Origin of the sequence: Haloplanus sp. XH21 (genome assembly GCF_023276355.1) — an archaeon.
GTDB lineage: Archaea > Halobacteriota > Halobacteria > Halobacteriales > Haloferacaceae > Haloplanus > Haloplanus halobius.
The window spans coordinates 1,802,471-1,825,709 of sequence record NZ_JALLPL010000001.1 but is presented as its reverse complement, the minus strand read 5'-3'; the positions used below and the strand labels follow the sequence as shown (position 1 = coordinate 1,825,709).

At 65.6% G+C, this 23,239-nt stretch carries 17 protein-coding genes; 1 reads left to right on the top strand and 16 read right to left on the bottom strand.

Translation table 11 applies throughout. The features are described 5' to 3' along the window. Position 1 precedes the first annotated feature (1 nt). The 9 genes from MXB53_RS09550 to MXB53_RS09510 form a co-directional block, all read right to left on the bottom strand. Positions 2-289: an amphi-Trp domain-containing protein gene (locus MXB53_RS09550; RefSeq protein WP_248897136.1), complete on the bottom strand. Its 288-nt coding sequence runs from the start codon at positions 287-289 to the stop codon at positions 2-4. A 61-nt stretch (positions 290-350) separates the two neighbouring features. Further along, positions 351-746, bottom strand: a complete 396-nt coding sequence (locus MXB53_RS09545; protein ID WP_248897135.1) for a metal-dependent transcriptional regulator — start codon at positions 744-746, stop codon at positions 351-353. 7 nt (positions 747-753) lie between these two features. Next, positions 754-1,539, bottom strand: a complete 786-nt coding sequence (locus MXB53_RS09540) for a DUF7260 family protein (RefSeq protein ID WP_248897134.1) — start codon at positions 1,537-1,539, stop codon at positions 754-756. A gap of 63 nt (positions 1,540-1,602) precedes the next feature. Then, entirely contained in the window at positions 1,603-2,799 is a 1,197-nt protein-coding gene (locus tag MXB53_RS09535) for an ABC transporter substrate-binding protein (RefSeq protein ID WP_248897133.1), read from the bottom strand. 85 nt (positions 2,800-2,884) lie between these two features. After that, on the bottom strand, positions 2,885-4,057 hold the full coding sequence (locus MXB53_RS09530) for a COG1361 family protein (protein WP_248897132.1): 1,173 nt from the start codon (positions 4,055-4,057) through the stop codon (positions 2,885-2,887). Positions 4,058-4,236: 179 nt separating this feature from the next. Beyond that, the gene (locus MXB53_RS09525; RefSeq protein ID WP_248897131.1) at positions 4,237-5,142 is read right to left on the bottom strand and encodes an ABC transporter ATP-binding protein; all 906 of its coding nucleotides are present in this window, start codon (positions 5,140-5,142) and stop codon (positions 4,237-4,239) included. After that, positions 5,142-6,272: a FecCD family ABC transporter permease gene (locus MXB53_RS09520; RefSeq protein ID WP_248897130.1), complete on the bottom strand. Its 1,131-nt coding sequence runs from the start codon at positions 6,270-6,272 to the stop codon at positions 5,142-5,144. The genes MXB53_RS09525 and MXB53_RS09520 overlap by 1 nt, the downstream gene beginning before the upstream one ends. Positions 6,273-6,359: 87 nt before the next feature. Then, positions 6,360-7,484 (bottom strand): ABC transporter substrate-binding protein, encoded by a 1,125-nt coding sequence (locus tag MXB53_RS09515; protein ID WP_248897129.1) that lies wholly within the window; start codon positions 7,482-7,484, stop codon positions 6,360-6,362. An 86-nt stretch (positions 7,485-7,570) separates the two neighbouring features. Continuing rightward, positions 7,571-8,710 carry an outer membrane protein assembly factor BamB family protein gene (locus tag MXB53_RS09510; protein ID WP_248897128.1) on the bottom strand — a complete coding sequence of 380 codons (1,140 nt, stop codon included), beginning with the start codon at positions 8,708-8,710 and terminating at the stop codon, positions 7,571-7,573. A 338-nt stretch (positions 8,711-9,048) separates the two neighbouring features. Here MXB53_RS09510 and MXB53_RS09505 point away from each other — a divergent pair, with 338 nt between their 5' ends. Beyond that, a complete protein-coding gene (locus tag MXB53_RS09505) occupies positions 9,049-10,392 on the top strand; it encodes a ribonuclease J (protein ID WP_248897127.1) in 1,344 nt (447 codons plus the stop codon). A 183-nt stretch (positions 10,393-10,575) separates the two neighbouring features. On the opposite strand, the gene MXB53_RS15960 is transcribed toward MXB53_RS09505, so the two are convergent. From MXB53_RS15960 to MXB53_RS09470, 7 genes are all read right to left on the bottom strand, one after another. Next, the gene (locus tag MXB53_RS15960) at positions 10,576-10,995 is read right to left on the bottom strand and encodes a group I intron-associated PD-(D/E)XK endonuclease (protein WP_425601202.1); all 420 of its coding nucleotides are present in this window, start codon (positions 10,993-10,995) and stop codon (positions 10,576-10,578) included. 70 nt (positions 10,996-11,065) lie between these two features. Further along, the gene (gene pglZ, locus MXB53_RS09495) at positions 11,066-13,228 is read right to left on the bottom strand and encodes a BREX-5 system phosphatase PglZ (protein ID WP_248897125.1); all 2,163 of its coding nucleotides are present in this window, start codon (positions 13,226-13,228) and stop codon (positions 11,066-11,068) included. A 2-nt stretch (positions 13,229-13,230) separates the two neighbouring features. Beyond that, complete coding sequence (locus MXB53_RS09490) at positions 13,231-14,100, bottom strand: MarR family transcriptional regulator (RefSeq protein ID WP_248897124.1); 870 nt, start codon at positions 14,098-14,100, stop codon at positions 13,231-13,233. A 94-nt stretch (positions 14,101-14,194) separates the two neighbouring features. Beyond that, entirely contained in the window at positions 14,195-18,028 is a 3,834-nt protein-coding gene (locus tag MXB53_RS09485) for a hypothetical protein (protein ID WP_248897123.1), read from the bottom strand. After that, positions 18,025-18,645: a BREX protein BrxB domain-containing protein gene (locus MXB53_RS09480; RefSeq protein WP_248897122.1), complete on the bottom strand. Its 621-nt coding sequence runs from the start codon at positions 18,643-18,645 to the stop codon at positions 18,025-18,027. The genes MXB53_RS09485 and MXB53_RS09480 overlap by 4 nt, the downstream gene beginning before the upstream one ends. Then, entirely contained in the window at positions 18,642-22,385 is a 3,744-nt protein-coding gene (locus MXB53_RS09475; RefSeq protein WP_248897121.1) for a hypothetical protein, read from the bottom strand. Before MXB53_RS09475 ends, MXB53_RS09480 begins: the two co-directional genes overlap by 4 nt. Continuing rightward, a complete protein-coding gene (locus tag MXB53_RS09470) occupies positions 22,385-23,224 on the bottom strand; it encodes a hypothetical protein (RefSeq protein ID WP_248897120.1) in 840 nt (279 codons plus the stop codon). The genes MXB53_RS09475 and MXB53_RS09470 overlap by 1 nt, the downstream gene beginning before the upstream one ends. Positions 23,225-23,239 lie beyond the last annotated feature (15 nt).

Sequence of the window (23,239 nt, the reverse complement as noted above, 5' to 3'; positions counted from 1 at the left end):
TCTACGCGATATCGGGCGCTTTTTCGTCGGTTCGACCGGGAAGTTCGACTTCGATTTCCAGGGTCGGCTCGCCGACGCCGTCGAAGTCGATGTCGAGGTCGACCGGCTCACCGAAGGCGAAGGGGAGTTCCCACTCCTCCTCGACGAGGGTCAGTTCGTCGCCGTCACGGAGTTGCTCGCCGAGGTCGATCAGAAAATCGCCGGCTTCGCTCGCGTCGAGACGGTACTCCTGTTCGAACTCGCGGCCGGTGCGAATCGTCGTTCGGTCGGTGGTCTCTGACTCCGTCATCGATCGTGTCGTCGTCGGCCTCGAACGCCTCTTTTTCGATCCGTCCGCAGCGGGGCGGCGATCACGACTGTTCCCCGTTCGACAGCCGACTCTGCATGGGATCCCCATCGAGGAGGGTCGCGGCGAGCCGGTTTGCCACAGCGGGGCTGATGTTCCCGGCCACCGACATCGCGGCATCCTCGGGGTCGTCCAGATCGAGCACCTCCCCGAAGAACCGCGAGAGGGTGGTGTACGTCCCGTGGATCTCCTCGGCTCTCGCCCGTCCGTCGGCAGTCAGGGTCGCCCCCTCGTACGGTTCGTGCGTGACGAGGCCCTGCTCGGCGAGTCGCTGGAGCATCTCCGTCGTCGCGGACGGGGAGCGACCGACCGCCTCGGCGACATCACCCGGTGGGACGGGTGCCCCCGCCCCTTGCTCGGCGATGTAGAGGACGAGGAGATACTCGGACGCCCCGCTCATCGTCCGGTCAGGCCCTCCGTACCAGATGGTCGCGGACGGTTCGCTGACACGCGGCACAGACATCGTCCAGACGCGTGGCCGTCGTCAGGACCGGATAGTCGACCGGAGACTCCCCGTAGAGATACGGAACGAGGTCGCGGTGGTGGATCTCGGCGCCGGCGTCCCCGGTCGTCGTCTCTCGGAGGAACGCCTGCCGCTGCTCGGTGAGGTCCGCACACCGATCGCGGTGTGCCGCGAGTGTCTCGTGTCGCTTCCGGAGCGTGTCGAACCCCAGCGCCGACAGCGGCGTCTCGTTCGCGTCGGCGATCCAGTCGGTGACCGTCCAGAGGACCGTTCCGGCGTCATCGAGCTGCGCGCGCTCCCGCTCGAGCGCCCGATCCAGCGTCTCGATTTCGGCCTGCCGGGCAGTGGTTTCGGCGACGATGGCCCGCTTGAGTTCCGCCGAGAACGGCGGCGCAGTCGTCGGGGCGAGCGCGACGGCGATCGAATCCGTGAACTCGGCCCGGATGGTCGCGAGCAGAGGTTCGGCGTCGGCCGCGTCGTCGACGCTGTGCGGGCGGACGGTCTCGGCGAAGGCCGTCCGAACCGTTCGACAGCGGTCGTCGGTACTGGACTCCCCGTGGACGGCGCCGGCCGTCGTCGAGATGCCCGACGAGAGCGACGGCGTCGGCTCGGGTGCGATCCCCGCCACCCGGTCGCGGAACGTCTCGAACGCGTCGCGCTTGGCCACGACCGCCGCCCGTTCCGCGTTGACGCGCGACCGGGCCTGGTCGACGTGTGTCTCGACGGCCATCTCAGCCGGTGCGTGGCGGTGCGGCGGGGCGCTCGTTCGAGGCGATTCCGGACGGGGCGCCCGTCATTCGCCCTCCGCCCTCCCGGTGACGATGTCCGCAACCCGCTGGCGATCGAACAACTGCTCGTCTTCGGGAAGTTCCGGGTAGTGATCGCCGTCCTCGTAGCCCGGCCACGCCCCGAACCGGTCGGGGTAGAGCTGTTTCGCCCCCATTTCGATCTGGAACAGGTTCATGATCGGCCCCTGGTAACGCATCCCGGCGGGATAGACGCGGTCGTTCTCGACGGCAGCGAGCTGGCTGCCGACCTCGTGGCTCTCCAGCGACTGCCGGACCTCGTCCATCTGGTAGTTCGGCGTCAGCCCCCACAGGTGGAGGAAGACGTCGGGATCCGCCTCGAGCATCGTCTCGTAATCGACGGTCCCCCATAGACCGCCCCAGTCGGCGTCGTCGAACGGGTCGTGCGCCCCCAGCGGTCGCGTGTCGGCCAACCAGTACCCCGGCTTGTTGAGGTGGTAACTGTAGAAGCTCGATCCGTCGGCCGCGAGCGTCGACCGCACCACCGTCGGGCGCTCCTCTGCCGGCGGCAGGTCGGCCTGGATGGTCGAGACGAGATCGTCGTGAACCCGAGCGAGCGCCTCGTAGCGCTCCTGCTCCTGGAAGACCTGTGCAACCTTCCCGAACAGGTCCCACAGGGAGTAGTAGTCGTAGTCGTCGTAGCCGTCCGGAGGCGTCGCCTGCGTCCCGCTGTAGAAGTTTCCAACCCACGGCGCGACCTGGTCGGCGATCTCCGCGATGTCCTCGCGACTCCAGTTTGTCTGTGTCGACGCCCACGCGGGATCCGCGAGGTGAACATCGCTGTCGAGCGCGTACAGGTGCTCCTTGGATAGGCCGTCGCTCAGGGGGTCGACGAGTCCGTCCCACGCCAGATCGACGCCGTCAAGGCGGTGGTAGTAGTGGCTCATCGTCGTCCCCGACATCTCGGGGACGTAGACCGTGTTGACGGCGTCGCCGCGTCCCAGCGCGACGGCCATGTCCAGATACTGCGGAAAGACGGTGAAGACGCGTTCGGGCACGCTCTCGAACCCCACTGATCCGGCCGGGGACATGGTCACGCTGTACGACCCCGTCGTCTCGGCCGGTTCGGTGGCCGACCCTCCCCCACCGAGACACCCCGTGAGTGCACCTCCCAGGGCGACCGCACCGCACGTGATCGCGTCTCTCCGCGTCGTCAGTGTGCGCGTCGCGTCGTCGCCCACCATGATATTTAGGCCTACCTAAAACAATAAAGCGTTTTCGGATTTTCGGGGCGCCTAAACTCTCACCGAGCCAGCCGCGCGGCCGGTGTTACCTGCCCTGCCAGCTTCGGTAGCCGAGGATGGAGCCGGTCGCGACGACTCCGCCCGTGAGGAAGGGGAGCGGTCCGAACCAGTTCTCCCGGTTCTGCGCGGCGGTCATTCCTTGGGAGTCGCTCGGCGTCGCCGGCGCGTTTTCGTCCGATGTGGCCGCGGCGAACTGGATCGCCTGGTCGGCCTGTCCGGTCGTCGCGCCGATCTGGTAGGTCGCGGACACTGTCGCTGCCCCCGACGGCCGTTCGTTCAACTCGACGGTCGCCGTCTCCGACGCGCCGGGTTCGACCGTCGACATCACCGTCGTCGGCAGCGGCGTCCCCGTCGCTGCACCGGAGACGACGACGTTCTCCAGCGGCGTGTTCCCGTGGTTGCTCACCCGGTACTGGAGGACCGTCGACTCGTTTTGCTCGGAGAGGGTCGCGTAGACGGCCGCGTCGTTTCGAAGTGGTGCGACCTCGATGTCTTTCGTGGTGGAGACGGTTCTCCCGCCGTCGTACTGCAGCGTCGCGTTGAGCTGCTGGGTCCCCGCCTGGGACGGACGCACGTCGAACTCGAACGTCGTCGAGTTCTGCGCGGCGAGCGCGGGCTGAAGTTTCGTCCGGTTCTCTAGTCCATCGCTCCCCGAGAGGCGGAGCGAGAGGTCCGTCAGTTCGCTGTCGCCGCCATTCGACGCCGTCACCCGAACGGTCGACTCGGTGCGGGCGGTCAGACCCGCCGTGTCGACGTTCAACTGCGGCTTCGTCGTCGATGTCGTCGGCTCGGAGACGCTCACGTAGAGGGGGTGACGCGTGTAGATCACGCGGTTCCACTTGCCGTCGGAGTCGTACTGCACCCCGCGAACCTCGACGAGGAGCTTTCGCTCCCCCGCGGACTGAAGCGTCGCGCTGAGCGGCACGTCGATGGTGTCGCCCGCGCCGAGCGTGCCGAGGTCGCTCGCCTCGGCGTAGCGCGTCCCGCTCGCGTCGACGAGCGTCACCTCCGTCACCTGGAAACTACCGCTTCCCGACCCCGAGTGTCGGATCGTCGGTGTGACGGTGATCGTCTCCCCGACCGTCGGTTCGTCGTCCGAGACGCTCATTCCCGAGACGGAGACGTGCGCGGGCGCCGTCGCGACGACGGTCGCTGCACTGCCAACGAGTAGGAAACACAGGAGAACGGCTGTCCACACTGTCCAACGTCGCGTCGTACCGATCGATGGTAGCATCGGTTTTAGGCTAGCCTAAATTCTATAAATAACTGCCGGTCTTTAGGCTGGCCTAAAAACAAGAGTGGGCCGATCTACCGAACGGGTGCTCCCCGACCGCGGCGGACGGTCCGGACCCGTCCGACCGCAAGGTGTCCCGTTGGTTACTGTTCGACGCTCCCGCCGTCAGCATGGGGCGTCGGAGCGCGGTGACCCGAGTCAGCGCCGTCGTGTCGGGCGCGGAGCGGCGTGACCCGTGGTCCCCGTTCCGTCCACTCGATGTCGGCGTCGACATCGAACACGTCCGCGAGCAGCCCCTCGGTGACGACGGTTTTCGGCGACCCGCGCGACCGGATCTCGCCGTCCTTGAGCGCGACCATACGATCAGCGAGTCGCGCCGCCTGTTCGATGTCGTGAAGCACGACGACGACGGTGATGTCGCTCTCGTCGCGTAGCGTCTCGATGATCTCCATCACTTCCAACTGGTGATGGAGGTCGAGGAAGGTCGTCGGCTCGTCGAGCAGGAGAACGTCCGTCTCCTGGGCGAGCGCCATCGCGATCCACGCCAACTGCCGCTGCCCGCCGCTGAGGCTGCCGACGGCGCGGTCTCGGAGATGGTCACAGCCTGCGAGATCGATCGCCCGGTCGACCGCCCGCTGATCCTCGTCGGTGACGCGTTCGAAGACCCCCCGGTGGGGGTAGCGGCCGTGGTACACGAGGTCCTCGACGGTGATTCCGTCGGGCGAAGTGCTCTCCTGGGAGAGCAGTCCGAGCTTTCGAGCGAGTTCTTTCGACCCGTGGGCCTCGACGTCGCGCCCGTCGAGCAACACCGAGCCACGCTGGGGCGCGAGCTGGTCGGCGAGCCCCTTCAACAGGGTGCTCTTGCCCGAGCCGTTGGGTCCGACGAGCGCGGTCACGGCGCCGGGTTCGACCGTGATCGATTCGCCGTCGACGACCGGATCGTCGCCCCCCGGATACGCGAGGACCAGTTCCTCGCCCGCGAGCGATGCGGACCCACCGGCGGTCGATGGGTCGGGGCGGTTCTCGGTGTTCGAATGATCGTCGTGCATCAGAGTTCACCCAGTTTGTCCTGTTTGCGCATGAGATAGAGGAAATACGGCCCGCCGACGAGTCCCGTGACGATGCCGACGGGAATCTGGGCGCTCGACCCGGTGAGGATCTGCAGGCCGAGTCGCGCGCCCACGTCGGCGACGACCATCAGCGCCGGGCCTGCGAACACGCAGCCGACGACGAGTTGGCGGTAGTCGCTGCCGACGACGTTCCGAACCATGTGCGGGACGATGAGGCCGACGAAGCCGACGATACCCGCGACGGCGATGCTCGCGGCGGCGGCCAGCACGGCCACGCCCGAGAGCGCGAACCGGACCCGCTCGACGCTCATGCCCAGCGACCGCGCCGTCCGCTCGCCCAGCAGGAGGACGTTCAACTGCCGCGAACTGGCGAGCGCGAGGACCATGGCGACCACGGTCCACGGCAGGGCCATCCGGACCTGCTCCCAGTCCGTCCCCGTCAGCGAGCCAGTCGTCCACGCGATGGCGGACTGGACGACGCCGATGTCGTTCGCGAAGAAAAACAGCGCCGTCTGCAGGCTTCCGAAGACGGTGCCGACGATGACCCCCGCGAGAACGAGTCTGACGGGCGACGTCCCGTTTTTCCACGCGATGGCGTAGACGATCAGAAATGCCACCGAGCCGCCGACGGCGGCGATCAGTGGCAGGAACGCCGACAGCCCGGAGAACACGACCAGCGTGAGCAAGATCAGCAGGCCGGCTCCCGAGGAGACGCCGAGGATGAACGGACTGGCGAGTTCGTTGCGGGTGACCGCCTGAAAGATCGCACCCGAGACGGCGAGGTTCATCCCGACCAACACGCCGACGAACACGCGGGGCAGGCGGATGTTCCAGACGATGAGGCTGCGGTGGTTCATCTCGGGGAGGTCGCCCCCGAGGAGGAAGGATCGCCACGCCTGCCCGTCGAAGAGCACCGCGGGGTTGAACACGGCCTGCCAGGCTTCGACGACGGTCATGGAGAACGCGCCGAAACTCACCTGGACGAGTCCGCCTGCAACGACGACGGCGAGACTGCCCAGACAGAGCGCCACGAGCGAGCCGTTGATCCAGCCGAGCCAGCCGTCGCGGTGTCTGGCTGCACCGGTGTCGGTCACCGATTCACTGGCCACGAGAACTCACCTTCCTCATCGCGCCGGCCGCAGGTTCACGACCACGTGCGACCACACACCGTCGGTGGCTGTTCGTTCCGACCATCGTTACAGCGCTCCGTCGACGATGGCCGCGACGCGGTCACGGTCGAACAGGTCGTCCTCGACCCCGTAGAGCTGCCGAGCCGTGCGCTCGGTGAGCACCATGTTCGTGATCGGTCCCTGATACAGGCCACCGGCGCGGTAGATGTCGCCGTTCTGCACCGCGGTGAGTTCGCTCGCGGTGTCGTGGTCCCGGAGGAACGACGCGACCGTCTCCTGGAACTCGTCGGCGGATTTGGCCTCGTAGCCGCGGAGCAGCAGCACCTCGGGATCGACCTCCAGCAGCGTCTCGAGGTCGATGGCCGCGCGGCTGCCGTGGAAGTCCTTGACTGCCGTGTTCGCGAGGGCGTCGCGAACGCCGAGGTCGCGCAGGTGTTTGAATCCGGTCCCCTTGCCGATGATGTAGGGGTAGAACGATTCGGGCGCGTCGCCGACGCCCCAGGTGACGGCGACTGACGGGCGCTCGTCCTCACCGGGGACGACCGGGGAGAGGGACTGCTGGAAGTCGGCGTGGACGCCTTCGAACGCCTCGTATCGGTCGACGCGGTCGAACACCCGCGCGAGCTTCTCGAACGCCTCGTAGAGGGTGTAGTAGCGGTAGTCCTCGTGCCAGGGGTAATGCTGGGCGTAGATGCAGTTCCCGAACAGCGGGGCGACGTTCTCCTCGATTTCGTCGACGTCCGATCGCTCCCACCCGTCGAACCGGTTCATGAGGAAGTTGGGATCCATCACGTGGACATCGGCGTCGAGTTCGTAGAACAGCTCCTTGCTCACGCCGTCCTGATAGAGCGGGACCATGTCGCTCGCATCGACCGAGACGCCGGGCACGGCGTCGTAGTACTGGGTATGATAGCGGCTCGTGAGCCAAACGGCCTTCGGCGGTTCGAGGCCGAGCGCCACGCCCATGTCCGCCCAACTGCCGTTGTTCGCCACCCACCGCTCCGGGACGGCGTCGAACGTGACCTCTCCCATTGGCTCGATAGAGACGCTGTGCGACTCGCCCGCGTCCGAGTCGGGCGACGACCCCGCGCCGCCCGCACAGCCAGCGAGCAGTCCCCCGGCAACGACTGCGCCGCCGCATGTCAGATACGCTCGCCGTGTCAGGCCGCTACGGTTCGGTTCCTGCGACATGATGTTTAGGCCAGCCTAAATAGTTAAACCACTTTCGAACTTTAGGTGGGCCTAAATTATCTGAGCGTGACACGACCGGCGGTCAGTCACTCGCTTCCGTGGTGTCCCAGCGTCCGGTGACGGATGCGCGACCCCTCGCTCGACCCGTTACCGTCGAGCGCCACTCCATAGAGAGTCGTGTCGTCCGACCCGACGTACACCGTTCCCGACGCTACCGTCGGCGACGAGAACACGCTGCCCCCGGTCGACAGGCTCCAGCGTTCGTCGCCCGTCTCGCGGTCCACCGCGTAGAGGTTGCCGTCCTGGGAGCCGACGTAGACGGTCCCACCGACGACCGTCGGTGAGGAGACGACGACGTCGTCCGTGGCGACGCCCCATTCCGCCGTTCCCGCTTCCGCGTCGACGGCGTACAGGGTCGTGTCGTAGGCGCCCACAAACACCATCCCGTTGTGAACCGTCGGCGACGACTGAACGCCGAACTCCGAGTCCTCCGTCGCGAACTCCCACGCCAGGTCCCCCGTCGCGGCGTCCAGCGCGTACAGGGTGTCGTCGGACGACCCGACGTACACCGTTCCCGACGCTACCGTCGGCGACGACCGAACGAGGTCGCCGGTTTCGAACCGCCACCGCTCGGTCCCCGATTCGGCGTCGACAGCGTACAGGTTGTTGTCGAACGACCCCGCGTACACCGTGCCGTCGACGACGGCCGGCGATGATTCGGCGGTGTAGCCGATATCGAAGGCCCACTGCTGCTCCCCCGACGCCGCGTTGATCGCGTAGAGGTTTCCGTCCCGGGACGTGACGTAGACGGTCTCGCCCGCGACAGTCGGCGACGCCTTCACCCGATTCCCGGTTTCGAACTGCCACTGTTCGGTACCCGTCGCCGCGTCGACCGCGTACAGCCGAGTGTCCCCCGGGTCCTGTCCCAACCCCGACCCGACGTACACCGTCCCGTCGACGACCTGTGGCGAAGAGTAGACCGTACCGTCCGTCCCGAACCGCCACTGCTCGTCACCCGTTGTCGCGTCGACCGCGTATAGCCGGTTGTCGGCCGACCCGACGTACACCGTCCCGTCGACGACCGTCGGCGACGAGAGTATTTCTCCATCGGTGCCGAACTCCAGCGTGGCTGAGCCCGCGTCAGTGGCGCCATTCGCGCCCCCCGATTGTCCCGCCGGCGTGTCGTCAGTTGACGACGTGGATGCACAGCCAGCGAAACCTGCCATCCCCACACCACCAATCCGTAAGATCTGCCGCCGTCGCGTATCGACCATACGCCACGCAGCAGCCGGTCGAACTAATAGTGTGGTGACCGGTCGACGACGATCCCACCAGTCTACTTCGCCCTCTCTTATGGCGACTATTCCTACCGGCGCCTGTTCCACGGGGTATATACGTCGCCGCGACCGATAGCCATACAACCGAAATACGCGCTGTCCCCGGGACTGGCGTGGACCGCGGCCGATGGCCATCGAAATCGACCGTCGGCGTCCGTTCACGCTAGTCTCTCCTTCACCAGGCGCACTCTGACGAGTTCTGGGATTGCTCTGATCGGATCCCAACCATGGAAATCGAAATCGCAACAATCGGCGGCTACGAAGAAGTCGGCCGCCAGATGACTGCCGTCCGTGCCGGTGACGACATCGTCGTCTTCGACATGGGCCTGAACCTCTCGCAGGTTCTAGTCCACGACAACCTCCAGACGGAGCAGATGCATAGCCTCGACCTGATCGACATGGGCGCCATCCCGGACGACCGGGTGATGAGCGACCTCGAAGGGGACGTGCAGGCGATCGTCCCCACCCACGGTCACCTCGACCACATCGGTGCCATCTCGAAACTCGCCCACCGCTACGACGCCCCCATCGTCGCCTCTCCCTTCACGCTCGAACTCGTCAAGGAAGAGATTCAAGACGAAGGGAAGTTCGTCGTCGAAAACGATCTCGTCGAGATGGAGGCGGGCGAAACCATGCCCATCGGCGAGCGCTGCGAACTCGAGTTCGTGAACGTCACCCACTCGATCATCGACGCGATCAATCCCGTCCTCCACACGCCGGAAGGGGCCGTCGTCTACGGCCTCGACAAGCGGATGGACCACACGCCGGTCGTCGGCGACCCCATCGACATGAAGCGGTTCCGCGAGATCGGCCGCGAAGGCGAGGGCGTCCTCTGTTACATCGAGGACTGTACCAACGCGAACCGGAAAGGGCGCACGCCCAGCGAAGCCGTCGCGCGGAGCGAACTCCGCGACGTCATGCAGAGCATCGAGGACTACGACGGCGGCATCGTCGCCACGACGTTCAGTTCCCACATCGCCCGCGTGAGCAGTCTCGTCGAGTTCGCCGAGGACATCGGGCGCGAACCCATCCTGCTCGGGCGCTCGATGGAGAAATACTCCGGGACGGCCGACCGCATCGGCGCCGTCGACCTCCCGGACGACCTAGGGATGTACGGCCACCGCCAGTCCGTCGACCGCGCGTTCGAGCGCATCATGAACGAGGGCAAGGAGAACTTCCTGCCCGTCGTGACCGGGCATCAGGGCGAGCCGCGCGCGATGCTCACGCGGATGGGCCGCGGCGAGACGCCGTACGAACTGGACGACGGCGACAAGGTCATCTTCTCGGCCCGCGTGATTCCGGAGCCGACGAACGAGGGCCAGCGCTACCAGTCCGAGCGACTCCTCCGGATGCAGGGCGCCCGTATCTACGACGACGTCCACGTCTCGGGCCACCTGCGACAGGAGGGGCACTACGAGATGCTCGACGCCCTCCAGCCCCAGCACGTCATCCCCGCCCACCAAGATATGGCCGGCTTCTCCGGCTACGTCGACCTGGCGAGCGGTCTGGGCTATGACCTCGGCCGCGACCTCCACGTCACCGCGAACGGCAACGTCATTCAACTGGTGTAGGTCGGGTCCGGGCCGACGACGCGGTCCCGATGCAGACGTCGGGCGATTACGCGACTGCGTCGTAGCCCGTGTCTTCGACGTACGCCCGGAGGCCGTCGAGGTCACCGACCGCGCAGATCTTGATCACCTCGGCGGAGGTTCCAGATGGTCCATTACTCAGTTGGGCTGATTCTCCACGCTTAACTATTGGTCATCGCACAACCGAGAAATCGCTCGACCGAACGTATAGTCCTCGACAAGTTTCGCGTGAGAGTTATACTCCTCGATTTCAGCGCTGGTTTTGGAATTGATCCGAAACTCGTTCGATCCGCCGTCTTCGAACGTCGCGTAGAAAACTTCGTCTTCGTCGACGAGATGACCGGCGAACAGATCGACATCACCGGCCTCGTAGCGATCCGTGAATATCCGGTACTTCCACGGTTTCTCGGTGTCTTGGTTCGCCTTCTTCACCTGCACTCTGAGGAGACAGCCGTCCCAATCCGCGACGAGGTCGTACTTGTACTCTCCGTGAGTGTGAGAGACCCGACACCCTTTGTCAACGAGGTCGGCGGCGACGGCGAACTCCGACAGTTCCCCGGCACGGTGGCCATCATTGCGGGACATGGTCCCCCGATATCGCCCGAGCGCCATTACTCTGAGGAAGGACGACCAGCCGTGTATTCGCCTCTCTTCGCTACTCCTGCGTGATCGTAACGAAGTTCAACACGAACTCCTGTGGGAGGACCCCACCGTGGTAGAAGCGGGCGTCCGGGAGCCCCTGGTTGCGGAAGCGCTGGATCGGATCCGCAAGGACACTGATCTTCGTCTCGTCGTCGAGGTAGCCGAGATGGGCGTTCTCGTCGAGGAGGACGCCAGGTGCGTTCTCGTCGAGATCCTCGCCGGCGACCCACCGGCGGGTTACTTTCTCGGCCGCGTCCGGCGGGTGGATGTCGTCGATGTCGACGCTCTGTGGCAGGGAGACGAAGCCGTGATCGGCGAGGATGTACGCGCGGTCCCACTCGCCCTGATCGATCCGCTCGCAGATGATGGCCGAAATCGTCTCGAGGCGGTCGCTGAACAGCGCCTCGAAGTCGGTCAGTTCCCCCTCTCCGGCCTTGTCGAGGTCGTTCCAGTAGTACGCGACGCGGGTGCTCGACCAGCCCGACGCGTCGTCCTCGCTCTGCGTGATGTAACTCCAGCCTTCGTCCTTCAGCAACTTCTTGCGCTGGTGGTTGGTGATCGCGTGGCCGTTGCGTTCCGGAACGAGTTCTCCATCGTCGAGTTCGACGTTGAAACTGAACTTGCTACCGGGCGTGAGCGCCGCCTTCCCGAACGCGGTGTCCGAGGGGAGCGTCCCGACCCAGGCGGCCTCGTCGACTTCGAGGCTCGGGAGGTCACGACGGACGGATTCGGCTAGCTCGTGCGCCAGATCGAAGCGCAAGGCGTCGACGATGAACAGCGCGACGCTCTGGCCGCTCTGGAGGTGGTCTTGCTCCTGGTCGAAGAACTGGTGGGCGTAGTTCTCGCCGACGAAGGGCGAGCCGGCTTCGATCTGGTCGACGACGAGGTCTGCGAGGTCGCTGAGATAGTCGAGATACCGCGACTCCGTCAGCGACGTGCGAAGCTCGTCGAGCGTCGCCGTCGCGGGATGCTCCGCGGGCAGGTCGCCCTCGGGTTCGCCCGAGACGATGAGGTTGTACACGGCATTATCGATCTGCCACGTGCCGTCGTCGACGTCGCCGTAGAGGTCGACGACATCGGTCGTGTCGCGGCGCTCCGCCCACGTCTCGAGTTCGTGCGCGAGGGTGGCGACCTCGACGGCCTGCGCCCAGACGCGCGTCCACGGCACGTCGCCGTAGGTCGTGTCGAGGCGCTGGTGGCGCGTGGACGCCCGCGACGCGCACGTCTCGTACTCGCCCGCGTGGAACGCCTGCGTCCACGCGTCCCAGAGTTCGTGTTCGAGCGAGGCGTCGACGGGACAGTCGGCGAGGGCCCACGGGTCGTCGTGGGTGCGCAACACGTCGTGCCAGAACCGGGCGTCCGGATCGAGATAGACGTGCGCCAGCTCTTCGGCCCGTTCGGGGCCGACCGTGCTCAGTAGCGACTGGAGTTCGGGTCGAGAGATGGCCAGACTGGAACCGGATTCGGGCCGATACTCGGCGTCGAGCAGCGCCTCATCCAGTCCGTCCTCGACGAGCCATTCGGCGACCGCCCAGCGGCGCGTGCGCGTCACGAGCACGCGCTCGTCGGTGACGCCCTCGACGGCCGTGACGCCGCCCTCGACCAGCAGGTCGCGGAGCTGCAGCAGGTCATCGCCGTCGGGGAGGCTCTCGGTGCCGTGTTCGAGGACGAACTGCACCGGGTCGTCGTGCCCGTCGAGGACGATCTTCGTCTGGAGCTCCTGGAGCGTCGGCAGACCACCCTCGCCGTTGAGTGCCCGGAAGAGCGTCCTTGCGACCTGTTCGCGGTCGTGTGCATCCGCTTTCTCGTAGGCCGTCCGGACCGAGGCCGACTGCAGGCGGTCGTTCTCGAAACAGCGCGCTGCGAGTTTGCCGATGTGGGCTTCGACGACGCCGCCGGTGCTCTCGATGTCTCTGAACCAGTCCACGTCGTCGCGCTTCGCCTGGGGGACGTACCAGACGGTTCGGTCACGGGGCGCGTCGGCGCGGAGCTCCAGCGGCGTCCCCTCGGCGGCGTGGAACGCACACCCCCGCGCCTGGCTCACGCGCTCGACAATCTCGCGGAGGTAGCCGCCGTCGTCCCACCAGAGGATCACTGGGTCGTCGTCGGCCGCGTCGTCGATGGCGTTCTGGATGGCGTCTGCGACGCACTCGGGGAGAGTTTTGGTTGCGGGCATGGTTACAGCACCTGGTCGGCGACCTCGCCGTGGGTCTCGAGGTAGCGGAGCAAGGCGTCGATTTCGTCTTCCAGCCCGTATTTCGCCGCTCGTTCTCGGAGGTCCCCCTCGTCGATGTCGACGTGGCTGAGCAGGAGGAGACAGTACGAGCGGTGACGGGAGTCGTCGTCGATCAGCAGCGTGTGACAGCAGAGTTCCGCCGGCGAGATTTCCGCTACGTCCTCGGAGTAGAGGTAGTAGTGGCGGCGGGTCAGCAGAAACTGGAGGTCGAATGCCGCGAACCGAGCGAGGCCGGTTTCGTGGAACCCCTCCGCGTCGACCTCCGTCTCGGTCTGGGCGAGGCATTCATCGTGGTCTTCCCAGAGAATCGTCCCGTTCGGTGCGACGGATTCGAGCCGTTGGCGATGAAGACGGTGGGCGAGTTCACGAGCGAACTCGTGGAGGCGGCCGAAGTCGGCGTTGAAGGCATAGCGACCGTCGTCCGTGCCGACGAGACCGCGGTCGCGAAGTCCCTTGAGGACGCGGTTGACCGTGTTGCGGTAGTTGTCGCTCCGGTCAGCGATCTCGGAAACGGTCCGCGGCTGGTCGAGATAGTACAGCACTTCGAGGGTCTTGCCGGCCAACAGCTCCGAGAAGTCGATGTGAGAGTGCTGACGGGCGAGGTCCTGGTAGAGTTCGACGGCCCGGCTAGCAGACGGAACGACCCGCTTGCGGCGGCCGTCGCGCTCCGTGTAGACGAGACCCTTCTCGCCGAGGTCTCCGACGGCGCGGGAGAGGTAGCTCTCGCTGTGGTCGAGCTTCGTCGCGAGCTCGGAGATCGTGTCGCCGCGGTCGACCGTGGCGAGGACCTCGAGTTCGATGCGCCGGAGCACGATGTAACGTGATACGCAATTTATTTATAAATAAGTTTCCTGTTATGTTACATCGTGGGGCCGGGTTCTGAACGACGGATGTTCGTGGAGCTGCTCAGTCGTCGATCAACACGATACTGCCATCCTCTAGCCCGTCGAGCCGTTCCGTCACGTTCCGAATCCGCTCCAGGACCGCCTCGGATTCCGAGAGCAACTCGTTCACGCGTTCTTCACTCGGTTTCTCGTCCGCATCGACAGCGGCCGTAACCTCATCGGTCACCTCGGCGTTCGGAAGCTCCTGACGCAGTTCCTCGGCGGCCGCCTGCAGCTCGGCCCAGGCACCGCCGTCCGGTCCGGGCGGCTTCGGCTCCGTGGCCCGCTCGATGAGCTGGCGCACCCGCCGTTCCGTGGGTGGTCGCGAGGCGGCGAGCGCCGTCTCGACGGTCTCGGTCGTCGGCGAGTCCGGATGCGCCTCGCGCAATTCTCGGCCCGCCTCCTGTAGCTGCGACCAGAGGCTCGCACCGCCGGTGTCCTCGAACAGGTCACGGACCTGCGCGTACGTCTCGGTCTGCTGGACGACGGCCGAGTCGACGACATCACGTTCCGAGAGGTCTTCGCCGTTCCAGACCGCCTGGAACATCCCCGCCAGATCGTCGAGCACGACGCCGTCGAACTCGCCGATGGCGGCGTCGACGATGCCCCGAACGTCGTCCTCGTTCGACCGCAGCCACGCGCGCAGGTCGTCGCAGATGCTCTCGGGATCGGCGTCCGTGGTAGCCTCCCCCGTAATCCGCCGGTACTGTGTCCCCGTTGCATCGACGCGATGCCCCGCAGCGTCCCGAAGCTGTGACTCGACCGTCGCGACACTGGGGACGGTACTGCTCTCCGCCGTTACCCGCATGCTGTCGGTGATCGACGCGTTCGGGTAACGCGACGCCATCGTGTCCAGTTCGTCGTCGAAGCGTTCCCAGAGCGTCGTCCCGTCTTCCTCGACGCCGAAGAGGTCGCGAGCGTCCGCGAAGGTCGTGGCCTCCGCGAGCACCGTGTCGAGGTCGGTCCCACTGCCCAGATCGGACGTGGAAAGCTCCCCACCGCCGAGGGCCGGTTCGATCGTTGCCTCGAAGGCGTCGAGCGTCACGTCGAACGCTCGGGTGGCGCCTTTCAGCGTGCGTTTGACCGTCGCGCTGTGCTCGCCGACCCACGCGCCGAGCGCAGTCAGCCATTCGTCCGGCCCGTCGCCCGCCGGTTCCTCGCCGAGCACCGTTGCGACGATCTCTCTCACCGCCTTCGGGTCGATGATCTCGACACCGAAGCGAACCTGCAGCGACGTCAGTCCCCCTTTGGTTCGCACTTGCCGACCGATAGCGGCCGGGTCGGACACGTACTCGGCGTCCTGCTTGAGCGCGACGGACTCGTTCGAGGTGGCGAGTGTGATGAGAAGCGCGGCGATCGACTCCTGTGGCGTTCCCCGATAGTCGCCGTTGGCAGTCCGTGTTTGTTGGCGGAGCGTCTCGACATCGACCGCTTTCTGTGACTCGTACGTGTCGATGAACTCGCGACACCACCCGGTGTCGGCGATCTCGGCACTGCCGGTATCGACCCCGAGCATCGCGGCGTCGGCGTCCGAGAGCGGCCACGCGCCGCTACCGCGGAAGAATTTTGCCATCCCCTTCGCGTCGTCCACCTCGACGAGCGGCCGCGAGAGCGTCTTCCGCGACGAGCCGAACACCGCCTCGACCTGATCCGCGACGACATCGCCCAACACGGTAGCGCGTGCGCCGCGGCGTTCGTGGACCGTATACACCGACGCGTCCGCCAGAATCGCGGTCACCGACGATTCGAGGCAGCGTTTGTCGGCGCGGTGCTCGCGCTCGAGGTCCTCGTGGGACTCGGTCTCCTCGTCCAGCACCTGTCCCATCCCGATGATGTTCCGAATCCGCTCGAGCATCGTCTCCGGAACCTCGATGGTGAGCAGGACGTGTTCGCCACCGTCGCGGTCGTCGTTCACGTCCTGCCACGTCTCGACCTGGTCGGAGACGGTGTCGTGATCGTCGGCCAGTACGCGAACCCGGAGCGCGTCGTACTCGGGGGACGGGGCTCGGTCGACCGGTTCGAGGACGGAGTAGTCGTACCGAAGCGGGACGAGGCGCTCGTCGCCGATGTCGGCCTCGTGGCGGCTCCCGTCGCTGCGAAAGAAGTCGTCGTTCTCGCGTAGTCGCGTCTCCAGCCACGCCGACAGCTGGTGTGGCGAAACCTTGGCGGCCTTGTCTTGCGCCCGGCTGAGGATGCTCTCCTGTTCCTCCGAGACGAGCGTATACACTTCGTCTCCCTGGTCGTTCGTCTCGGTGAGGATCTTCTGCTTGTCGACGAGCGTCTCCAACCCCGACTCGGTTCGCTCGACGACGCCGTCGGCGGACGCCGTCACGTCGTCGACCATCAACCGACCGAGGTTCTCGGGCGTCGCGGGGACAGCCGGCGCCTGGTTCAGGAGGTAGAGCCCTTTCGCGAGGCGCACTTCCCAGGCGGCGTCGTCACCGTCGAACGTCGGCACCAGCGTGTTGTCGACCATCTCCTGGACCCAGAGCGGAAGGTACGTCGTCTCCTCGACCAGCAGGTCGAACAGGATATCCCACGTGACGAGCGATCCCGCTTCCTTCGACGCCCAGCCAAACTTGGTGAACAGCGACCGGACCAGGACGAGCAGTGCTCGGCCCTGGATGTCGTCGCGGTCGGCCGAGCGTCCCTGCGTGATGAGTTCCTGCATCACCGCCCGCAGGAGCGACAGGTCGTACTCGCGGAACGGGTAGGACTCGACCGGGTCCGGGTCGGCGCTCGTCACCGCCCCGTACGTCCGGAGCGAGAGGTCGGGCATCGACGCCACCAGCGACGCGACGCGCTCCCGGCCATCGGGATCGGACTTCTGGAGCCACCGTTTTCGCACGATGATCTCCGCGTCTGCGCCTTCGAGCGGGACCTGCTGGTGTGTCCAGTGGTCTTCGGGAGGCTCTCCGATGAGGCTCGCGCGCGTCTCCGGAAGCGAGTACTGCCCGGTGGTGACGACGACGGGGTTCGGACCCCGCTGGAGCGCCTCCATCGTCGCCTCGAACTCACGGTAGCGGTGGCGACTGTCGCCGACGAAGAGCGCCACCTCGTCCAGACCCAGCAGCAACTCGGTTCGCTTGCTCCCGTCGTTCAGGGCTTCCGTTGCGGTCTCAACACGCGAGACGAGATCACCGGGGTCGAACGCGTCGGGCTCGATGTCGTCTTCCGCGGTTTCGATGGCAGCTTTCACGCCCGAACGGCTGTCGAGCGCCGTCCCGGCCGTCTCCGGCATCGCCGGCAACGCGTCGTAGAGCCAGCTGCGGAGTGTGGCCCGCTCGTCGAGCACGTCGTCGAACGTCTTCCCGTCGTGTTCGACCGTCTGGAGCGCCTCCCAGACACCCTGATACTCCATATCGAGCGTCCAGGTCCACTCGAGCAGCCAGTTCGGCCCGGTCGGATATCCGAGTTCGCGGCCGATCGCTTCGAAGATGAGGAACGGCAGCGGTGGCTCCTTCGACGCGTCGCGGTCGAGCAGGTTGAGGAAGATCGGTTTGAGGCGGTCGGCGTGCGAGTCACCGATGGACCGCTGGAGCTCGTCGAACCCTGGCCACTGCTCGGCCAGTCGATCACCCAGAGAGGCGAACTCGGATTCGTCGTCAGCGAGGAAGCCAACCAGCTTCAGGAGGTGGGTCTTCCCTGATCCGAACGTCGCGTGGATGTAGAGGAAGCGCGCAGCCTCACCGAGACGTGTCTGGATCGCCTCGCCGAGTTGCCCGAGAACCCGCTCGGCGCTGTCGGTCTCGTAGAACTCTCTCACGTCGGTCTCGGCCCGTTCGCGAGCGTTGACCTTCTGTACCTCTTCGAGCTGTCGCGTCGGATCGCTGTGGAAGAGGTCGGCGATCGTCACTGGAGATGTACCCCCTGGATCTGGCCGTCGATCTGGTGGGCGGGGTAGTAGTGTGGCGATTCGCCACCGAAGAAGCTCAGCTTCCCCCCGACGACATCCCCGGGGAACGGGATGCCGACCGTGGACTTGACGTTTCGTCGGTCGAGTTCATCGAGCAGTTCCAACGCGCGCGTGAACGGGTACAGACTACCCAGGTTGAGCAGCAGCACCACGTGACTCTGCGTCTCCAGCTGAGCGTCGCCGAGCTCGTGTTCGATCATCCCCTGAACGAGCTCTTCGGCGAGCCGATCCTGCATCGTCTCCGCGATCCGCTCACCCGAGGATTTCTCGCCGCCGATCTCAGCCAGGGGCTCGCCCAGATCGACGAGGAGCTTGTACACGTCGGTTTGTGGGAGGAGTTCGTCGAGCCAGATCGGCTGCACGGTGATGTCGTCTGGAACCACCGGGGATTTCCCTCGGCCAGTCGACCAGGTCTCGAGGCGGTCCGTGACCCGATGTTCGATCGCCGGGGCGACGGCAGCGATGACGAACGGATTGCGGATTCCGTGCTGGCCCTTCGCGAACGTACACAGCTTCGTCTTGAAGTCGCGGAACGGCGACGGACTTCCCTGGCTCATCGAATGATCACCCCGTCGGCCGTCTCCTCGATTTCGAGGGCTCGCTGTTCGACGAGACGCGCCACGCGACGGTTCAGTTTCTGCCGGTCGTCGGGAACGATGCCGATCTGGTCGATGTCGTCGGGCGCTCGGTCGCCGACGATCGACGACAGTTCGTCGAGCCGAGCAGTCAACGCAGCCGGACCGACCTCGACCGCGCCGTCGAGCGGCTCTACTTGCGCCACGCCGTCCGTTACCTCGGCGATCTCGTCCGCATCTGCACCACCCGACAGCGTCGTGATGGCGTTCTCGATCGTTTCGTACCACTGCTGGAGCTGACGCAGCGGCGTGATGTACTCGCCCTCGAAGGCGATGTGGACGCCTGCCGGGAGGGCGGTCGCCGGGCGCACCCAGGGATGCTCCTCGATACGATCGACCAGTTCACGCAGGCCACGTTCGTCGACGAACGTGTTCCACGACCGCTCGAGGTCGGGGGCGAGATCGGGGACCAACTCTCCGGAGAGCGTACTCCACCCGTCCGCCGTCCACCACGCGCCGTCGAACGACGAGACCACAGTCGAACGGGCGTCGACGAGAGAGCGGGCGTCCTCGTCGAGCCAGTCGAACTGACGACTTCCGATCGTGAACACCGCGTCGAGCTGTTGCAGCGTCGGCAGACGACGATTCCAGACGTCGGTCACCTCTTCGACCCACTCCTGTGTGTCGTTCGTCTCGCCGATGACGCCGTCGATACCGTCACCTTGTGATTTGACGGTCGACAGGCGGTCGTCGGTCGCGCCGATCCGTTCGGTCAGTTCGGCAGCAAACGCCTCGAGTAACCCGGCGACTTCGTCGGTTTGAACGTCCGTGTCGACGGCCAGAGTCACGTCCTCGCGAAGTCCAGTGAGCGTCGAGCGAACACGTCGGTTCGCTTCCTGGAGGTGGATGAGACCGTCCGCGACGGTTTCGGTCGTCTCCTTGAACCCACCCGCCTCCAGAAGCTTGCTCAAGTTCGTGCGTGGGAGGAGTGTTAGCCTCGGCGTCGAGGGTGTGTCGAAATCGAGGACGGCGCCGTCTTCCAGCGTGTTTCCGTCTTCGTCGATGGGCAGCAGTCGCCCCTCCCGACAGAACCCCCAGATGATCGCCCGGAGCGCCGGCCGCGCCTCGTCGTAGAACGGCTTCTGTTCGACGATGCCAGCGAGGATCGTATTCATGTTGAGACCCTCGTCGCGGTCGTTCAGCTGTCGACCGGTGAGGGACATGACGTTTCGCTGGATGGTCTGCTTGCCGTGCCCGCCGTTCTGATTCGACGAAGGGACCTGGATCGTCCGCGCCCATGCGGGCAGCGGTGCATCGCCGTCGAGTTCACGCAGCTCGCGCAGTCGACGCTCGTCGATCTGGAGCATCATCGGGTGGAAGTCGTCGGGATACGTGACGCCCACTGCGACCTGAACCGCCTTCGAGAGGCCGCCGATGTCCGTCCGGTCTTTGACGGTGTGCGAGCCGCTCGCCATCGCGCTGGTCAGCTTGCTGCGGACGGCAGTCGCCCGCCGTTCGAGGTCGCGCTCGACTGCTGGAGGGATGTCGCTCGTCGCGATCGCGTCACGAAGCGCCCACCATTCGACCAGTCGGTTACGCAGGTCCTGGAGCCCATCGGTGTCGATGTCCCAGTACAGTGTGTCTGCATCGGCTCGTTCGTGCGCTGTGCCCGGGCGAACCCCCCGGACGGCGACGTCGATATCCAGCCCCTCCTCGGAGTCGACATTGGTCTCGAACGTCGTCCCGTCGAGTTCGAAGTGATACGAGACCGGGTACTCGTCACCGGACTCACCGTACGGTACGGATTCTGGGAGCGGCAGGTCCTGGGTGATGCGCTCCCAGAGGTGTTCGTCGAGCGTTTCGACGACGGCGTCCCAGTCCGGGGCCGCTTCGTTCTCCTCGGCCTCGTCGTAGATGAGGCGCTCCTCCTGTGTTGCGAACCGGTAGCGAGCCCCGCTCTCGCCCTGCGTCGGCCGGATGAACTTCTGCAGCCGATCCAGTGACTCCTCGACGCGGTTCGTCGTGCTGATCCAGGACTGGCCGTTCAGGTCGCTCATCACGGCGACCGCGATGTTCCCCTCGTTCAGCGGGACGATTTCGTGCACGTGCTGGAGCAGGAGGACCGCCTTCGCGACGTCGAGGTCGAACGTCTGTAGCTCACTCCCGCCGTCGGCTACCTCGTCCGCGATGCCGGTCGTCTCCTCGACGCCCTCGACGACACGCATATCCTGCGGGAGGATTTCGCGGAGTTCGGGCTCGATCAACTCGAAGAGGTCGACCAGCGAGATGATCCGGTCGTCCTCGCCGTCGTCGATCCAGTCCACCAGTAGCCCGTGCATGAGCGCCAGAATGGCCCGCGCAGTCCCCGAGAAGATGGACTTCGCCGGATCGTTCGCCTCTCGACGGAGGTTGAACAGGATCTCGAGGAACAGGGGCGCGTGAGACGGGAGGAACGGGTAGAACTCGACGAGTTCCTCGTCGTCGACCGCATCGAGTGGTGGTTTCGTGTTCTGCTTGATCTCGTTGTAGACGAGCGATTCGGTCGGCTTCACGTCGGCGTCATCGAGGATGCGCCGGACCGCGTCTTCGCCCGGTTCTGACTTCTGGAAGAGCCGCCGTTTGGCGATGTCGCCGACGTGCTTGCTCGGGAGCTGATACCGGTGGGGGAACCGGTCTTTGACGATACTGAAATCAGCTCCGTGGGCCGCGAACTTCGGTTGGCCGTCCTCGATTTTCGCCTGCGCCGTCGCGACGAGCTGGATGTCGCCCTCACCGATGTCGTCGACGTTTTCGGCGAGCGTCTGCAGCTCGGTGAGACGCTCGAAGTCGGTTCCGATGAAGAGGCTCACTTCGTCGAGCAGGAGAACGAGCTTGACTGGGTCCTCGAATTCCGCTTCGCGTGCCTGCCGAAGCGATTCCAGTCGACTGACGACCGCCTCGGGGTCGATATCCGACGGCTGGAGGTCGGTGTAGCCGTCACGCGTGCCCGTCACTTGTTCGAACAGCTCTGGAAGCACGACATCGGACAGCGCGCTGTACTGCTGGATGTCGGTCCAGAGCTCGTCCGGTTTCCACTCGTATCGTGGATCCTCCGGGGTCACCCCGTCGACGACGGCTGCCGCCCGATCCCGTCGTTCCGACCATGCCTCGGTCGTCCGGTACCAGTCCTCGAAGTATGCGACATCGAGCTGGGACGACAGCCCGGTGGAGACCCCGTCAGCAACGCCCGTGAGTGTCGAGTTCTGGTGGGCGTGCCGAAGGACGATTTCACTGAAACTGCGTTGCTTCTGGCCCTGATATTTCAGCAAGTTCACCGACACCGGGATGACGTGATACGCGGCATGAACACGTTCCCAGTCGCTGCGCAACGCATCGAGGTCGCGTTCCGCCGACGTGTCCGGAACGAGGTCACGCCAGATGTCGTCGCGACGCTGGAGCCACTGGGTATCCATCAACCCATCCAGAACGGTCAGCAGGTGGCTCTTCCCGCTGCCGTAGTAGCCATAGAGCCAGTAGTTCGCCCCCGTGCGCATGTCCGCCGTGTCGCCGAGGAGTCGGTTGACGAAGTCTTCGAGGAAGCGCTGGGAGTCGGCCGTAACGTGGTATGACTCGATGGCGTGCTCCCTGTGCTTGTGTTCGCCCGCAGACCGGTCTTGACGATCGATCCGCACTGATTCTTCGAAGTCTTCGGGCAGGTCGTCGAACCACGTTGCGTCGACCATCAATCAGCCCCCTCTCGGGTGATCCACGCGTACGGCTCGTCCACCGGCCGCAGTTGGAGGCTTCCGTGGAGTTCGACGAACTCCCACGCGTCCGTCTCCGCTACTCTGTCGTAGAGCGCCGCCCATCGAGCACTCGGCTGGAACAGGTACTGGAGCCCGACTGGCGACTCGACCGACGCGTCCTCGCCTGCTTCGTACGAGTGCCCCATTGCGACGAGAAGCGGGGCGTCGCCCAGCGATGGGGGGGTGCCCACGACCGTTCGCTGGTTCTCCAGAACACCGACCTCGCGCATGACTGATCGGAATCCTTCGCCCCATCGCTCAGTGGTCGAGTCGGCGTAGTCGAACGGGGTCCCGTCAGCGGACTTGAACTGCTTCAGGACGGCCGTGAGTGTCTCGGTGGAGAAATCGAGCGCGTCAGGATGGTCCGCCAACAGTCGCTGCGCGTACTCGTGGACGACGTAGCGACCGAGCGCGTCATCGGCGACGAGATAGGGATAGAGAACCTGGGCTTTGTCCCGCGGCGTCGCGCAGGCATCCAACACGCTGGGAACGTCACGCGGGTTGGGGAGGCTGGCGGGCGCGTTTTTGAATCGCGACGTGAGGACGCGGGAGAGCTCACGGAAGCTCTCCCGCGTGCTGCGGTTCGCACGGCGTTCCTCGAACCAGACCTCCTCGACCCGACTCCAGGTTCCGTGTTTCTGGTACAGGCGCGCGAGTTCCTCGGCTCGTCCGACGGGAAGTCCACACATGGTTAGATCCATGGTTACTTCCGGCGGCGAGAACTCGCGGGAGAGTGAGGCCAACTGCGGTCCCCCACCATCCGAACGGATCGTCATAGGCCGAGGAAGTCT

Excerpts from the sequence above, each read along its gene's own strand:
- MXB53_RS09550 (WP_248897136.1), bottom strand. The coding sequence starts at position 289 with ATGACGGAGTCAGAGACCACCGACCGAACGACGATTCGCACCGGCCGC.
- MXB53_RS09545 (WP_248897135.1), bottom strand. The coding sequence starts at position 746 with ATGAGCGGGGCGTCCGAGTATCTCCTCGTCCTCTACATCGCCGAGCAA.
- MXB53_RS09540 (WP_248897134.1), bottom strand. The coding sequence starts at position 1,539 with ATGGCCGTCGAGACACACGTCGACCAGGCCCGGTCGCGCGTCAACGCG.
- MXB53_RS09535 (WP_248897133.1), bottom strand. The coding sequence starts at position 2,799 with ATGGTGGGCGACGACGCGACGCGCACACTGACGACGCGGAGAGACGCG.
- MXB53_RS09525 (WP_248897131.1), bottom strand. The coding sequence starts at position 5,142 with ATGCACGACGATCATTCGAACACCGAGAACCGCCCCGACCCATCGACC.
- MXB53_RS09515 (WP_248897129.1), bottom strand. The coding sequence starts at position 7,484 with ATGTCGCAGGAACCGAACCGTAGCGGCCTGACACGGCGAGCGTATCTG.
- MXB53_RS09510 (WP_248897128.1), bottom strand. The coding sequence starts at position 8,710 with ATGGCAGGTTTCGCTGGCTGTGCATCCACGTCGTCAACTGACGACACG.
- MXB53_RS09505 (WP_248897127.1), top strand. The coding sequence starts at position 9,049 with ATGGAAATCGAAATCGCAACAATCGGCGGCTACGAAGAAGTCGGCCGC.
- MXB53_RS15960 (WP_425601202.1), bottom strand. The coding sequence starts at position 10,995 with ATGTCCCGCAATGATGGCCACCGTGCCGGGGAACTGTCGGAGTTCGCC.
- pglZ (WP_248897125.1), bottom strand. The coding sequence starts at position 13,228 with ATGCCCGCAACCAAAACTCTCCCCGAGTGCGTCGCAGACGCCATCCAG.
- MXB53_RS09480 (WP_248897122.1), bottom strand. The coding sequence starts at position 18,645 with ATGAGCCAGGGAAGTCCGTCGCCGTTCCGCGACTTCAAGACGAAGCTG.
- MXB53_RS09475 (WP_248897121.1), bottom strand. The coding sequence starts at position 22,385 with ATGGTCGACGCAACGTGGTTCGACGACCTGCCCGAAGACTTCGAAGAA.
- MXB53_RS09470 (WP_248897120.1), bottom strand. The coding sequence starts at position 23,224 with ATGACGATCCGTTCGGATGGTGGGGGACCGCAGTTGGCCTCACTCTCC.